9 protein-coding genes are annotated in these 14,942 nt (G+C 68.6%); 2 read left to right on the forward strand and 7 right to left on the reverse strand.

All coding sequences use genetic code 11. The annotated features are described in order from the left end of the window. Positions 1-134: 134 nt before the first annotated feature. Entirely contained in the window at positions 135-1,502 is a 1,368-nt protein-coding gene (locus tag AT700_RS07425) for an MFS transporter (RefSeq protein ID WP_003113893.1), read from the reverse strand. 185 nt (positions 1,503-1,687) lie between these two features. On the opposite strand from AT700_RS07425, the gene AT700_RS07430 reads away from it, so the two are divergent. After that, positions 1,688-3,028: a DEAD/DEAH box helicase gene (locus tag AT700_RS07430; protein WP_019371565.1), complete on the forward strand. Its 1,341-nt coding sequence runs from the start codon at positions 1,688-1,690 to the stop codon at positions 3,026-3,028. A gap of 121 nt (positions 3,029-3,149) precedes the next feature. Here AT700_RS07430 and AT700_RS07435 read toward each other — a convergent pair whose 3' ends face one another. Further along, positions 3,150-4,865, reverse strand: a complete 1,716-nt coding sequence (locus AT700_RS07435) for an MFS transporter (protein ID WP_003103747.1) — start codon at positions 4,863-4,865, stop codon at positions 3,150-3,152. Positions 4,866-5,081: 216 nt separating this feature from the next. On the opposite strand from AT700_RS07435, the gene AT700_RS07440 reads away from it, so the two are divergent. Continuing rightward, the gene (locus AT700_RS07440) at positions 5,082-6,407 is read left to right on the forward strand and encodes a hypothetical protein (RefSeq protein ID WP_003113892.1); all 1,326 of its coding nucleotides are present in this window, start codon (positions 5,082-5,084) and stop codon (positions 6,405-6,407) included. A gap of 473 nt (positions 6,408-6,880) precedes the next feature. Here AT700_RS07440 and AT700_RS07445 read toward each other — a convergent pair whose 3' ends face one another. The 5 genes from AT700_RS07445 to AT700_RS07465 all read right to left on the reverse strand — a co-directional run bounded on the left by AT700_RS07445 (position 6,881) and on the right by AT700_RS07465 (position 14,816). Continuing rightward, positions 6,881-7,111: a YheU family protein gene (locus AT700_RS07445; RefSeq protein ID WP_003091959.1), complete on the reverse strand. Its 231-nt coding sequence runs from the start codon at positions 7,109-7,111 to the stop codon at positions 6,881-6,883. Between the two features lie 51 nt (positions 7,112-7,162). Then, positions 7,163-9,919 (reverse strand): hybrid sensor histidine kinase/response regulator, encoded by a 2,757-nt coding sequence (locus tag AT700_RS07450; protein ID WP_003117536.1) that lies wholly within the window; start codon positions 9,917-9,919, stop codon positions 7,163-7,165. Positions 9,920-10,055: 136 nt separating this feature from the next. Continuing rightward, on the reverse strand, positions 10,056-11,252 hold the full coding sequence (locus AT700_RS07455) for an osmoprotectant NAGGN system M42 family peptidase (RefSeq protein ID WP_003111432.1): 1,197 nt from the start codon (positions 11,250-11,252) through the stop codon (positions 10,056-10,058). Then, entirely contained in the window at positions 11,249-13,006 is a 1,758-nt protein-coding gene (ngg, locus tag AT700_RS07460; RefSeq protein WP_003111433.1) for an N-acetylglutaminylglutamine synthetase, read from the reverse strand. The genes AT700_RS07455 and ngg overlap by 4 nt, the downstream gene beginning before the upstream one ends. A 40-nt stretch (positions 13,007-13,046) precedes the next feature. Continuing rightward, positions 13,047-14,816 carry an N-acetylglutaminylglutamine amidotransferase gene (locus AT700_RS07465; protein ID WP_003106635.1) on the reverse strand — a complete coding sequence of 590 codons (1,770 nt, stop codon included), beginning with the start codon at positions 14,814-14,816 and terminating at the stop codon, positions 13,047-13,049. Positions 14,817-14,942 lie beyond the last annotated feature (126 nt).

The following is a 14,942-nucleotide window of genomic DNA, read 5'->3' on the forward strand; positions in this document are numbered from 1 at the left end:
GACGGGCCGGCCCCGCGGTTGAACGGACATCCCGACGCGGGGGCCGGGAACGCACAAAGGAACCAAGAGTGCCCCATCGGGCGCCGGATCGCATCCCCGACGTGTCTACAAAGGTTTTCCGCCGACGCGCGGGCTCAGCCGGCAAGCTCCTCCAGGGTGCGCCCGCGGGTCTCGATGCCGAAGGCCCAGACCACCAGGGCGGCGACGCCGAAACAGAGGGCGCCGAGGGTGAACACCCCGCCCTGGCCGGTGAGCGGCAGGACCAGCCCGGTGACCAGCGGGCCGAGCAGCGAGCCGATCCGCCCGACCGCCGAGGCGAAGCCCGAGCCGGTGGCGCGCGCGGAGGTCGGATAGAGTTCCGGGGTATAGGTGTAGAGCACCGCCCACATGCCGAACAGGAAGAACTGCATGGCCAGGCCGAAGCCGATCAGCAGTGCCAGGCTGCCGCCGAACACCGCGGTCTGGCCGTAGGCGTAGGCCATCGCGCCGCCGCCGAGGAGCATCAGCACGCAGCTCGGCTTGCGGCCCCAGCTTTCCACCAGCCAGGCCGCGCAGAGGAAGCCGGGTATCCCGGCCAGCGAAATCAGCACCGTGTAGTACACCGACTGGGTGACGGCGAAGCCGGATTGCTGGAGCAGCGCGCTGAGCCAGGAGGTCAGGCCGTAGAAACCGAGCAGGGCGAAGAACCACAGGCCCCAGACGGTCAGGGTGCGGCGCCGGTAGGCTGGCGACCAGAGCTCGGCGAAGGCGCTGAAGAAGCCCGGACGGCTGCGTTCCCGCTGCGGCTGGCGCAGCGGCGGCGGCAGTTCGGTCAGGCCCAGCGAACGCATCACCCGTGCTTCTATGTCGCGCAATACCCGGTCCGCCTGTTCGCGCCGGCCGGCCTGCTCCAGCCAGCGCGGCGACTCGGGAATCAGGAAGCGGATGGCGAGGACGAACACCGCCGGCAGCGCCAGCACCAGGAAAATGCTGCGCCAGCCGGTCAGCGGCAGCAGGAAGTAGGACAGGCAGCCGGCAGCGACGAAGCCCAGCGGCCAGAAGCCGTCCATCAGCGCAATGTACTTGCCGCGGCGGCTGGCCGGGATCATCTCCGACAGCAGCGACTGGGCGATGGGAAACTCCATCCCCATGCCGATCCCCAGCAATACCCGGTAGAAGGTCAGGCTGTCGAGGTCGCCGGCGGTGGAGCACAGGTAGCTGGCCAGGCCCCAGAGCACGATGCTGGCCTGGAATACCGGCTTGCGCCCGAAGCGGTCGGCGAGCATGCCCGACAGGGCCGCGCCGATCACCATGCCGAAGAAGCTCGAGCTGGCCAGCAGCCCGGCCTGCGCCGAGTCGAGCCCGAACTCGGCTTTGATCGAGCCGAGCAGGAAGGTCATCATCGCCAGGTCCATCGAGTCGAAGAAGAACGCCAGCGCGATGATCACGAAGACCAGTCGGTGATATGGACTCAGCGGCAGCCGTTCGAGGCGTTCGGCGGCGGATGCGGGCGCGTCGGGCATGACCTGGTTCCTCTGGGCGGCGGGCGTCGAACGAGTCTGCGATCGCCGCCCGCGCCGTGCTTGCCTGGCGGCGACCCGGCGTCGAGCCGATTGCGACGCCGGCGCTGGCCGTCGTGCCGCGCGAATAAAGCCTGCGCGCCGGCGCGGCAACCGTTAGGCTATGCACCTGTCCATTTTCACGTGCAATGCCGAGGTCTCCCTTGTTCAGCCAATTTCCCCTCCACGAACGCCTGCTGAAGGCACTGGAAAGCCTGTCCTTCAGCGAGCCGACGCCGGTCCAGGCCGCGGCCATTCCCAAGGCGCTGGAGGGGCACGACCTGCGGGTCACGGCGCAGACCGGCAGCGGCAAGACCGCGGCCTTCCTGCTGCCGCTGCTGCACCGCCTGCTGGCCGAGGACAAGCCGCGCTCCCTGGCGCGCGCGCTGATCCTCCTGCCGACCCGCGAGCTGGCCCAGCAGACCCTCAAGGAAGTCGAGCGCTTCGCCCAGTTCACCTTCATCAAGGCCTGCCTGATCACTGGCGGCGAGGACTTCAAGGTGCAGGGCGCGCGCCTGCGCAAGAACCCGGAGATCATCATCGGCACCCCCGGCCGCCTGCTCGAGCAGCGCAACGCCGGCAACCTGCCGTTGCAGGACATCGAGGTGCTGGTGCTGGACGAGGCCGACCGCATGCTCGACATGGGCTTCGCCGACGACGTGCTGGCCCTGGCCAATGCCTGCCCGGCCGAGCGCCAGACCCTGCTGTTCTCCGCGACCCACAGCGGCGCCGGGTTGAACAGGGTGATCGCCGAGGTGCTGCGCGAGCCGCAAGTGCTGCGCCTGAACCAGGTCGGCGAGCTGAACGAGAACGTCCGCCAGCAGGTCATCACCGCCGACGACGTGGCGCACAAGGAACAGTTGCTGCAATGGCTGCTGAGCAACGAGACCTACACCAAGGCCATCGTCTTCACCAATACCCGGGTCTCCGCCGATCGCCTGACCGGGCGGCTGATCGCCAACCAGCACAAGGTCTTCGTCCTGCATGGCGAGAAGGACCAGAAGGACCGCAAGCTGGCCATCGAGCGCCTGAAGCAGGGCGCGGTGAAGATCCTCGTCGCCACCGACGTCGCCGCACGCGGCCTGGACGTCGAAGGCCTGGACCTGGTGATCAACTTCGACATGCCGCGCAGCGGCGACGAGTACGTGCACCGCATCGGCCGGACCGGTCGCGCCGGCGCCGAGGGCCTGGCGATCTCGCTGATCTGCCATGGCGACTGGAACCTGATGTCGAGCGTCGAACGCTACCTCAAGCAGAACTTCGAACGACGCAACATCAAGGAACTGAAGGCCGCCTACCAGGGGCCGAAGAAACTCAAGGCGTCGGGCAAGGCCGCCGGCAGCAAGAAGAAAAAGCAGGACAGGAAGGGCGCCGCCGCCAAGCCCGCGGCCAAGCGCAAGCCCGCCGCGCGGCCGAAGGCCGGGCCGTCGGCGGTGGTCAGCGCCGACGGCATGGCGCCGCTCAAGCGCAAGAAGCCGACGGCGGAGTGATTGCGCGCCGCCGACCGCTTCGGAGGGTGGATAACCGTTTGCGGTTATCCGCCGCGCCGGCGTTGGATGGCGGATAACGCCGCTGGCGCTGTCCGCCCCGGGGGACTGCCTGGCCCCGTTCTCAGCTCCCCGCCGTCGCGCCCGCCTCGTCGTTGGCCGGCGGCGTGGCACTCTTCACCAGCGGCGTATCGTAGCTGCTGGCCTCGTAGCTCACGCAATGGCGGATCTGCGGCGGACCGTCGCCGGCATGCAGGGCGGTGACGTTGTCGATGACGATCTTGTCGGCCAGGGTCATGCGGTCGAGCATGCGCAGGTGCTGGATCCAGTTGTCCACCAGGAACAGTTCCTGCCAGACCTCCGGGTTGCTCACGTCGCGGAACAGCGACCAGCGCTCCGCGCCGTTGCGCAGGCGCAGGCGGCGCAGCGGCTGGGCGGCGCGAACGAAGTCGCGGGTGCGCTCGGCGGGAATCCGGTATTCGATGGAGACCAGCACCATGCCCCGCCGCGTGTTGAAGACGAAGCTCGGCTGCCCGGGCATGCTCGCCGGCGCGCGGGAAATACTGGCGGCGTCCATTTCCGGCAGGCGCGAGTTGTACAGGAGGATCACCGAGGCCAGCAGCAGGCAGCCGGCGGCCAGCAGCGCGCCGTGCACGGTCATGGTCTCGGCGAGATGGCCCCAGAGGAACGAACCCAGCGCCAGGCCACCGTACAGCGCGGTCTGGTACAGCGCCAGGGCGCGCGCCTTGATCCAGTCGGGGACGAGGATCTGCACCGCCGAGTTGTAGGTGGCGAGGGCGCCGATCCAGCAGCCGCCACCGAGGATCAGCACCGGGAACAGGACCCAGAGATTGTCCACCAGGCCGAGGGTCAGCAGGATCAGCGCCAGGGTGAAGCCGGCCAGGCTGATCAGCCGGCTGCTGCCGATCCGCTGGCGCAGGCGCGAGACCTGGGTGCTGCCGAGGATCGCGCCGAGGCCGAGGGCGCCGAGCATGTAGCCGTAGATCGCCGCGTCGCCGTCCGGGTTGCGGTGCGCCAGCAGCGGCAGCAGGGCCCAGACCGCGCTGGCAGAGAGGCCGAAGGCGAAGGAGCGCATCATCACCAGGCGGGTGACGGTGGAGTACTGGGTGAAGCGCAGCGCCGCGGTGACGCCTTCGAGGATGCCTTCCGGCGGCAGGCTGCGCTTGGGCACGTCGCGCCGCCACTGCCAGATCGCCCAGATCAGGGCCATGTAGCAGAAGCTGTTGAACAGGAACACCCAGGCCGGTCCCACCGCGCTCAGCAACAGGCCGCCGAGGGCCGGGCCGGCGGCGCGGGCGACGTTGTAGTTGACGCTGTTGAGCAGCACCGCGTCGCTGACCATGCGCGCCGGCACCTGCTCGTTGACCGCCGCCTGCCAGGCCGGGATGGTCACCGAGCCGCCGAGGGAGATCCAGAGGATGGAGATGATCAGCAGCACCGGGTCGAGGTAGCCGAGGAAGGCCAGCAGGGTGGCGAACATCGCTCCGGTCATCTCGAAGCTGAGCCCCCAGAGCATGATCTTGCGCCGGTCGTGGTTGTCGGCGATGACCCCGGAGAGGATCGACAGCAGCACCAGCGGCAGTGCCGCGGCGACCTGGATCATCGCCACCATCAGCGGGCTGGCGTGGGCGTCGGTGACCACCCAGGCGGCGGCCACCGACTGGGCCCAGGTGCCGAGGTTGGCGAACAGGTTGCAGATCCAGATGATGCGGAAGGCCTGGATCGAGAACGGCGCCCAGGTGCCGGTGCGTTCTGGCTTGGCCGCTTGGCCTTCGGGTTTGAGGGGCAGGTCGTGCTTGGGCGAAACGGACTGGAGCATCAGATGGGTGCCTTGTATCAGCGTGCCTGATGTCGGGAAAGTCTAGCCGCCTGGCGCCTGGGCGCCATTGATGGCGGTCATGGGGCCGGCCCGGCGTGGATAGACATTGGTCCGATGGCGCTATCGGAGAGTTCCGATGTCCAGGCAGGACAGTGCCCTGGGTGTCCCGCATTGGTAGGCTTGCCGGCACCGAGTCGAGACAAGAGCGAAAAGCCGATGAAGTTGCTGTTGCGTTGCCTGCTGCTGGGGGCGTGGGTCGTCTCGCCGAGCCTGTGGGCCTGGTCCAACCATACGGTGGGCAGCTACCTGGCATTGCGCGAACTGGCGGCCATCCGCGAGGCGCCGGAAGTCGAGGTGGAGCCGCTGGAGGCGTTCCTCGCCGCCGAGCGCGGCGGACTGGCCGCCCTGCTGGACGAGCAGGAAGCCTACGCCCGAGCGCATATCGGCAACTACCCGGCGCGTCCGGACGCCCTGCGCTTCGCTGCCGAGGGCGAGGCCGGCGACTTGCGTCAGGCGTTCCTCGCGGCGCTGCGGGTCAACCCGGAGATCCGCCTGGCGCTGGCGCTCCAGCCGCTTCCCGGGCAGGACCAGCCGCAGCGCCCGCACCTCAAGCCACAGGAGGTGCTGGTGTTCCAGAACCTCTCGCCGTGGACCGCCTGGCGTTTCATCCGCCTGGAGCCCGGCGAGCGAGTCGCGCCCCTGGCAGTGCTGGCCACCGCCGCCGACGAACCGGACTACGGCCACGACATCAACCTGTTCAGCGACAACCCCGGCGAAGCCGGCCAGCGCTACGGCTTCGGCACCCAGCCATTCGGCGACCCGCGCTTCGAGTTCAGCTCCCAGGCGCCGTTCCACATGGGCTTCTATCACGAGGCGGCGGTGATCTACAGCGGCGCGCCGTTCCTCGCCCGGGCCTGGCCGGAATGGCGTGCCTACCAGTACTTCGGCCTGTCCCGCTTCGCCTTCGCCAACGGTCATCCCTACTGGGGCTACCGGTTCCTTGGCTGGGGCATGCACTACATCCAGGACATCACCCAGCCCTACCACTCCACGCCGCTGCCCGGTGCCAGCCTGGCGGCGATGCTACAGATGGAGGGCAAGGCATTGCTCGGCTACCCGGAGGAAAAGCAGGCGGCCATCGAGCGTGTCGCGAACCGCCATACCGCGGTGGAGAAATACCAGTTCGACTGGCTGCGCCAACTGCTCCGCGACGGCCGCCCGCAGCCGATGCTCGACGCCTACGCCGACACCCGCCGCGACGGTGCCTATCCGGCCTATTCGCCGACCTACTTGCGCGACGTGGTGGCCGCCGAGTCGAACGCCCACGCCGCGGCCTTCGACGCCGCCATCGGCGAATGGCTGGCCGCCCGCCCGGCCTCCGCCGCGCAGGACTTCAGCGAGAGCAACCAGCCACGCCCCGAGGCCCACGACAATGCGGTGCTGAACGCGCAACTGATCGAACTGATCGGGCATTTCGGCGCGCATAGCCGGAACATCGCCAGGGCGGCGTTGGAGACGGAGGAGGGTGGGGCGAAGGAGTGAGGAGGACGGCGGATAAGCGGCGGATAACCGCGAGCGGTTATTCGCCCTACGGAGCGGGGGCGCAGTCCGGCGGTTCCGGGGTGTGCAGGGCGGATAACGCCATGGGCGTTGTCCGCCGATGTCGCGGATGAGCGGCGGATAACCGCGAGCGGTTATTCGCCCTACGGAGCTGGGGCGCTGTCCGGCGTTTCCGGGGTGTGCAGGGCGAATAACGCCATGGGCGATATCCGCCGATGTCGCGGATAAGCGGCGGATAACCGCGAGCGGTTATTCGCCCTACGGAGCTGGGGCGCAGTCCGGCTTTTTCGGGGTGTGTAGGGCGAATAACGCCATGGGCGTTATCCGCCGATGTCGCGGATGAGCGGCGGATGACCGCGAGCGGCTATTCGCCCTGCGGAGCGGGGGCGCAGTCCGGCGTTTCCGGGGTGTGCAGGGCGGCGAACCCGCCCCGCCAGGCGGGGCGATGCCGAGACTTAGTCGCGCAACAGCTCCGCAGGCACCTCGCTGCGCAACATCAACTGGCACTGCTGACTCTCCGGGTCGAACAGGATCACCGCCTCGCCCCGCCGCAAGGCATGCCGGGCGCGTTCTACACGCACGTCCAGCGGGGTCTCGTCGCCATTGTCGGTGCCTTCGCGGGTGACGAAGTCTTCCAGCAGGTTGTTCAGGGTGTCGGCTTCGAGCAGGTCGTGGGGGATCAGCATTGGCGGTACTCCGGTATGGCGGCGAATGCTAGCGCGACGCATCGCGCACTGTCATGCCTGTCGCGAAGGCTGGCCGAGCAGGCGTTCGAGGGTGGCATAGAGTTCCGCCCGGTCCACCGGCTTGCCGAGGTAGGCGTCCATGCCGGCCTCGATTCCGGCCCGGCGGTGTTCGTCGAGGATGTGCGCGGTCAGGGCAACAATCGGTACGCGCGGCCAGCCCTGGGCACGCTCCTCCCGGCGGATCAGGCGGGTCGCCTCGAAGCCGTCCATTTCCGGCATCTCGCCATCCATCAGGATCAACTGGATGCCGTTCGGATCGCGCAGGTACTCGTCCAGCGCGAGCCGTCCGTTGCCGGCCAGGCGCACCGCGTAGCCGCGCTTGGCGAGGAAGCCGCGCACCACCAGCTGGTTCACCGGGTTGTCCTCGGCGACCAGGATGCATGGGGCGTCCGGGCGTTCGTCCGGGGCCGCCTCGCTGCTCCGCCCTGGCTGTCGGCGCCGCTCCCGGTACAGTTCCAGCAGGGCTTCGCGCAGGGCCTTCACCGCCACCGGCTGGGCCAGGGCCAGCAGGCGCAGGCCTTCGTGCGGCGGCAGGTCCTGGCAGTGCTGCGGCGGGCATAGCAGGAGGATGCGCTGGCCTTGCTCCAGTTGCGCATAGAGGGTGTCCAGCCAGATCGACGGCGGCCCCGGCCAGGGCGCCGCCAGGACCAGCAGGGGCGGTGCGCTGAAGTCCTCCAGGTAGGCGTTCAGCCGTCTCGGCTGCAGGCAGCGTTCGACCCGCAGTCCCCAACGCTCCAGCAATGCCTGCAGGCAGTCCAGGGTCAGGTTGTCCTCGCTGGCCAGCAGGGCCGGGCGGTGTTGCAGCAGTTGCGCCAGTTCGTCCGCTTCGCCGGCGTCGAGGGCGGGGCTGAGCGGCAGGTCGACGCTGAACTGGGTGCCCTTGCCCGGCTCGCTACTCACCTCGATGCGCCCGCCCATCATCTGCACCAGTTCACGGCTGATCGCCAGGCCCAGGCCGCTGCCGCCGTAGCGGCGGGTGGTGCTGGAGTCGGCCTGGGAGAAGGATTCGAACAGGGTCTTCTGCGCCTGGGCGGATATCCCGATGCCGCTGTCGCTGACGCTGTACAGCAGGCGCTCGCGTCCGCCCTCGTCGAAGCGCCGCTGCACGCGCACGGCGACATGGCCTTCGGCGGTGAACTTGAGGGCGTTGCTGAGCAGGTTCATCAGTACCTGGCGCAACCGTGTCGGGTCGCCGTTGAGGCGGCGCGGCACGCCCCTGTCCAGGCCGAGATGCAGGCGCAGGCGTTTTTCCACGGCCTGGGCGCTGAACAGCGCCAGGGTGTCGGAGAGCAGTTCCTCCAGGTCGAAGTCGATGCGCTCCAGGTGCAGCTTGCCGGACTCGATGCGAGCGTAGTCGAGGATATCGTTGATCACCGACATCAGCGCGCTGCCGGAGCTGGCGATGGTCTCCACGTAGGCCGCCTGGCCGCGATCCAGCGGGGTGTCGCGGAGCAGTTGCAGCATGCCCAGCACGCCGTTCAGCGGGGTGCGGATCTCATGGCTCATCTTCGCCAGGAAGCGGCTCTTCGCCTCGTTCTCCACCCGCGCCTGCTCGGCCGCCTGGCGCGAGCGGAAGCCTTCCTCCTTGAGCGCATTGATGCGGTCGGCGAGGCCGATGGACAGGGTCACCAGTTCCACGGTCATGCCGATCTTGACCACGCTGCTGCCGAACAGGCCGAACAGTTCGAAGCCCAGCGAGGCGGCGGTGGTGACCAGGAACGACAGCAGCAGCGCGCCCCAGGCCAGGATGTAGTAGAGGCCGTAGCGCAGGCCCTGGCGCCAGACGTGGACGCCGGCCAGCAGCAGGCTGAGGGAGACCAGCATCACCGTCAGGCTGGCGAGGACGTTCCAGGCGCGCAGCCCCACCAGCGGCTCGCTGGCCAACAGGACCACGCAGGCCAGCAGCAGGCCGCGGAGGAAGCGGTCGAGGCGCGGGAAGTCGCGGCGGGTGTAGAGGTAGCCGCGGCTGAACTGGATCGACACCAGGCAGCTCAGGTACATCAGCAGGTAGATGCCGGCCGACTCCAGCGCCACGTGTCCGGGCAGCAGCTTGAACAGCAGGCCGTCGAAGCTGGCGGAAAACAGGCCGAGGCTGAGGTTGTACAGCAGGTACCAGGCGTAGGTGGCCTCGCGCAGCGAGACGAAGAGGAACAGGTTGTAGCAGAACAACCCGAACAGCACCCCGTAGAAGGCCCCGTTGAAGCCCATCAGGGTTTCCTGGCTGGCCGCGCTGGCCGCGTAGGTGCTGAAGTACAGCGGCACGTAGACGGTGCTGGTGCTCTGCACGCGCAGCAGCAGGGTGCTCTCGCCGGGCGGCAGTCGCAGCGGGAACCAGAAGTTGCGCACCTGCACCGGGCGCTGGGAGAAGGCGAACAGGTCGCCGCTCTCCTGCTGTTCGATGCGCCCATCGGCGGTCAGCAGGTAGACCTTGAGGTCGTCCAGCAGCGGGTAGTTGATCTCCAGGAAACCGGCCAGGTCGGTGCCGTTGCGGTTGTCCAGGCGCACCCTGAACCACCAGGCTGCGGCGTTCTTGCCGAAGTTCGCGTGGTCGCCGCGCAGGGCGGCGAAGGCCTGCGCCGGCAAGGCGAGGATGTCGCCCAGGCGCGCCTTGCCGCCGGCGTCGCGGTAGTACTCGGCGTACTCGCCCAGGGACAGGCGCAGGTCCTCTCCGTCCAGCGGTGCGGGCGGCTGCGCCCGGGCCGGCAGCGCGCAGCAGAGCAACAGCAGGACCAGGCAGAGTCGAGACATGCAACTACTCCATGGACACGAGTCGGCACGCATGATGCTACGGAGGAAACGAGACAGGCGAGGGAACCTGCCATCAGCCTAGCAGTTGGCTGGAGAGGAGGGCGGCCTCCCCGGGGGCGGGGAGGCCGGCGCGGGCTCAGCCCTTGTCGCTGTTGTTGCTGCTGTCGAGCACTTCGTCCACCGGCGGGACGTGGGTGCAGCTTTCCATGTGCACCGGATGCTCGAGCTGCTTGTTGAAGCGTTCCAGCGAGGTTTCCCGGGGCTTGGCGTCGCTGGCGAAGACCGGCGGGCTGAGGATGTAGGCAGTGAGCAGGCGGCTCAGCGCGGCGAGGCTGTCGATGTGCGTGCGCTCGTAGCCGTGGGTGGCGTCGCAGCCGAACGCCAGCAGCGCGGCGCGGGTGTCGTGGCCGGCGGCGATCGCCGACTGCGCGTCGCTGTGGTAGTAGCGGAACAGGTCGCGGCGCAGGGCGATGTCGTGGCGCTCGCCGAGCCGCAGCAGGTGCCGCGACAGATGGAAGTCGTAGGGCCCGCCGGAGTCCTGCATGGCCACGCTGACGCTGTGCTCGTTGGAATTCTGGCCTTCGGCCACCGGGGCGATGTCGATGCCGACGAACTCGCTGACGTCCCAGGGCAGGGCGCCGGCGGCGCCGGAGCCGACTTCCTCGGTGATGGTGAACAGCGGGTGGCAGTCGATCGGCGGCTCCTGGCCGCTTTCCTTGACCGCCTTCAGCGCCGCCAGCAGCGCCGCGACCCCGGCCTTGTCGTCTAGGTGGCGGGCGCTGATATGGCCGCTCTCGGTGAACTCCGGCAGCGGATCGAAGGCCACGTAGTCACCCACCGAGATGCCCAGGCTCTCGCTGTCGGCGCGACTGGCGGTATAGGCGTCGAGACGCAGCTCGATGTTGTCCCAACTGATCTTCAGGTTGTCCACCTCGGTATTGAAGGCGTGGCCCGAAGCCAGCAGCGGCAGCACGCTGCCACGGAACACGCCCTGTTCGGTGAACACCGTGACCCGGCTACCCTCGGCGAAGCGGCTCGACCAGCAGCCTACCGGGGCCAGGCCGAGGCGGCCGTTGGGCTTGATCTCGCGGACCAGCGCGCCGATCGTGTCGAGGTGCGCGGAAACCGCCCGGTCGGGGGTATTCAGGCGGCCCTGGAGGGTCGCCCGGATGGTTCCCCGGCGAGTCATCTCGAAGGGCACGCCAAGTTCGTCGAGCTGCTCGGCGACATAGCGCACGATGGTATCGGTGAAGCCGGTGGGGCTGGGGATGGCGAGCATCTCCAGCAGCACCCGTTGCAGGTAGTTGAGGTCCGGTTGTGGCAGAGGGGTCATGAAGGCACCTCGCGGCTGAGGGGGAAGAGAAGATCGACGAAGCGTTCGGCGGTCGGCTGCGGCTCGTGGTTGGCCAGGCCGGCGCGCTCGTTGGCTTCGATGATCACGTAGTCGGGCTGGTCGGCGGCCTCGACCAGGAAGTCCAGGCCCACCACCGGTATTTCCAGGGCCCGCGCGGCCTGGATCGCGGCCTCGCGGAGGGCCGGATGGAGGGCGTCGGTGACGTCCTCGAGGATGCCGCCGGTGTGCAGGTTGGCGGTGCGCCGCACGGCCAGGTGTTCGCCGCTGGGCAACACGTCGTCGTAGCCATAGCCGGCGGCCCGCAGGGTGCGCTCGGTCTCGTGGTCGAGCGGGATGCGGCTTTCCCCGCCGGTGGCGGCCTGGCGCCGGCGGCTCTGCGCCTCGATCAGCTCGCGGATGCTGTGCCGGCCGTCGCCGATCACCGCGGCGGGACGACGGATGGCGGCGGCCACCACCTCGTAGCCAATCACCAGCACGCGCAGGTCGTGGCCGGCGTGGTAGCTCTCCAGCAGCACGCGCGAATCGAAATGGCGGGCGGCCTCGATGGCCTCCTCGACCTCTTCCGCGGTGCGCAGGTCCACCGCCACGCCCTGGCCCTGCTCGCCGTCCACCGGCTTGACCACCAGCGAACCGTGCTCGGCGAGGAACGCGGCGTTTTCCTCCGCGCTGCCGGCCAGGCGCTGCTGTGGCTGGCGCAGGCCAGCGTGCTGCAGGGCGCGGTGGGTGAGGACCTTGTCCTGGCAGAGGGTCATGCTTACCGCCGTGGTCAGGTCGGAGAGCGATTCACGGCAGCGGATCTGCCGGCCGCCCTGGGTCAGGGTGAACAGGCCGCCCTCGGCGTCGTCGACGCGCACCTCGATGCCGCGCCGGTGGGCTTCGTCGACGATGATCCGGGCGTAGGGGTTGAGGTCTTCCTCCGGGCCGGGGCCGAGGAACAGCGACTGGTTGATGCCGTTCTTGCGCTTGATGGTGAAGGTCGCCAGTTCGCGGAAGCCGAGCTTGCGGTAGAGCGCCTTGGCCTGCTGGTTGTTGTGCAGCACCGAGAGGTCGAGGTAAGCCAGTTCGCGGCTCATGAAGTGCTCGACCAGGTGCCGTACCAGCGCCTCGCCGACGCCCGGCCGGCTGCATTGCGGGTCCACCGCCAGGCACCAGAGGCTGGAGCCGCCCTCCGGATCCTGGAACGCCTTGGCGTGGTTGAGGCCCATCACCGTGCCTACCGCGACGCCAGTGTCGGCGTCCTCGGCCAGCCAGTAGATCGGCCCGCCCTGGTGGCGCGGGCTGAGGCGCTCGGTCTGCACCGGAAGCATGCCGCGCGCCAGGTACAGGCGGTTGATCGCCGCCCAGTCCTCCTCGGTATGCACCCGGCGGATGCGGAAACCGCGTGGCGGACGGCGCGCCGGGCGGTAGTCGGTGAACCACAGGCGCAGGGTATCCGAGGGATCAAGGAAGAGCTGCTGCGGGGCGTGGGCCAGGACCTGCTGCGGCGCCGCCACGTAGAGCGCGATGTCGCGTTCGCCGGGGGCTTCCTGCAACAGGTCGCGGGCCAGTTCCTCGGCGTCCGGGTAGGTCTGCCCGATCAGCAGGCGGCCCCAGCCGCAGTGGATGCTCAGCGGTTTCTCGGTGGGCTCGCTGTGATCTTCGGCGAGACGCGCCTGGAGGCGTTCGTAGGTGGGCGCCTGGATACGTTGCAGGCGCTGGTTGTGCGGGTGAGGCAGATGCAAGTGGCCTTTCATGATCGCTCCTGGTTCGGGCCCCTGCGTTGGGGGCCCATTTTCAAAGTCCCTGTTCGCTGAGCCAGAGGTTGAGGGCGGCCAGCTGCCACAGCTTGGAGCCGCGCAGCGGTGTGAGGTCGCCGTCCGGATCGCTCAGCAGGCGATCGAATATCGCCGGCTGGAACAGGCCGCGGTCCTGGCTCGGGTCGAGCAGCAGTTCGCGTACCCATTCGCGGGTGCGGCCCTGCAAGTGCTTGAGGCCGGGCACCGGGAAGTAACCCTTGGGCCGGTCGATGACTTCGCTGGGAATCACCTTGCGCGCGGCACCCTTGAGCACCTGCTTGCCGCCGTCGCCGAGCTTGAAGCGGGCGGGAATGCGCGCCGACAGCTCGGCCAGGCGGTAGTCGAGGAACGGCACGCGGGCTTCCAGGCCCCAGGCCATGGTCATGTTGTCGACCCGCTTGACCGGGTCGTCGACCAGCATGATCGTGCTATCCAGGCGCAGCGCCTTGTCCACCGCGGCCTCGGCGCCGGGGCTGGCGAAGTGGTCGCGGACGAAGCGCCCGGCGACGTCCTCGACGCGGAAGCGCTCGCCGACGGTGGCCAGGTATTCCTCGTGGTCGCGGTCGAAGAACGCCGCGCGGTACGCGGCGAAGGCGTCGTCGGCGCCATCCACCTTCGGATACCAGTGGTAGCCGGCGAACAGCTCGTCGGCGCCCTGGCCGCTCTGCACCACCTTGCAGTGCTTCGAGACTTCCCGCGCGAGCAGGTAGAAGGCGATGCAGTCGTGGCTGACCATCGGCTCGCTCATGGCGCGGAAGGCCGCCGGCAACTGCTCGATCACTTCGTGCTCGCCGATGCGCAGGCGATGGTGGCGGGTGTGATAGCGCTCGGCGATCAGGTCGGAATACTGGAACTCGTCGCCGCGCTCGCCGCCGGCATCCTCGAAGCCGATGGAGAAGGTCAGCAGGTTGTCCACCCCGGCTTCGTGCAGCAGGCCCACCAGCAGGCTCGAATCGACCCCGCCGGAGAGCAGCACGCCGACCTCGCGGGCGGCGCGCTGGCGGATCGCCACCGCTTCGCGGAGGCCGTCGAGGACGCGCTCCTGCCAGTCGTCGAGCGTCAGCTCGCGCTCGTCCGGGCGTGGGCCGTAGTCCAGCGTCCACCAGGTGCGCTGCTCGCAGCTGCCGTCGAGGTCGACGCTCATCCAGGTCGCCGGCGGCAGCTTCTTCACGCCCTCCAGCAAGGTGTGCGGGGCGGGAACCACGGCGTGGAAGTTGAGGTAGAAATTCAGCGCCTGCGGATCGAGGTCGCTGGCGATGTCGCCGCCCTTGAGCAGGGCCGGCAGGCTCGAGGCGAAGCGTAGGCGCGAGCGGTCGAGGCTGTAGTAGAGCGGCTTGATGCCGAGTCGGTCACGGGCCAGGAACAGCCGCTGGCGATCGCGCTCCCAGACGGCGAAGGCGAACATCCCATTGAGCCGGGGCAATAAATCGGCGCCCCAGGCATGGTACCCCTTCAAGAGAACTTCGGTGTCGCCGCCGGAGAAGAACCGATAGCCAAGGCTTTCCAGTTCGCCACGCAGTTCGGGGTAGTTGTAGATGGCGCCATTGAACACCATGGCCAGGCCGAGATCGGGATCGATCATCGGTTGGCCGGAAGCTTCCGCCAGGTCCATGATCTTCAGCCGTCGATGTCCGAGGGCGATCGGACCCTGGGCGTGGAAGCCCCAGGCGTCGGGGCCGCGAGGGGCCAGGTGGTGGGTGATGCGTTCGACCGCTGCGAGGTCGGCTGCCTGGTTGTCGAAACGAAACTCTCCTGATATGCCGCACATATTCCTTACCGGTTCTCCGTTGGGGAAGTGGGTTGCGTACCCCTTCCGGGTACATGACTTACCTAACAGAGGACCGTTACAGTTGGAAGGAGTTCTATACGAATTTTCCGGGCCTATCAGGACCCT

It is taken from the genome of Pseudomonas aeruginosa (assembly GCF_001457615.1).
In the GTDB taxonomy this organism is placed as follows: Bacteria; Pseudomonadota; Gammaproteobacteria; order Pseudomonadales; family Pseudomonadaceae; genus Pseudomonas; species Pseudomonas aeruginosa.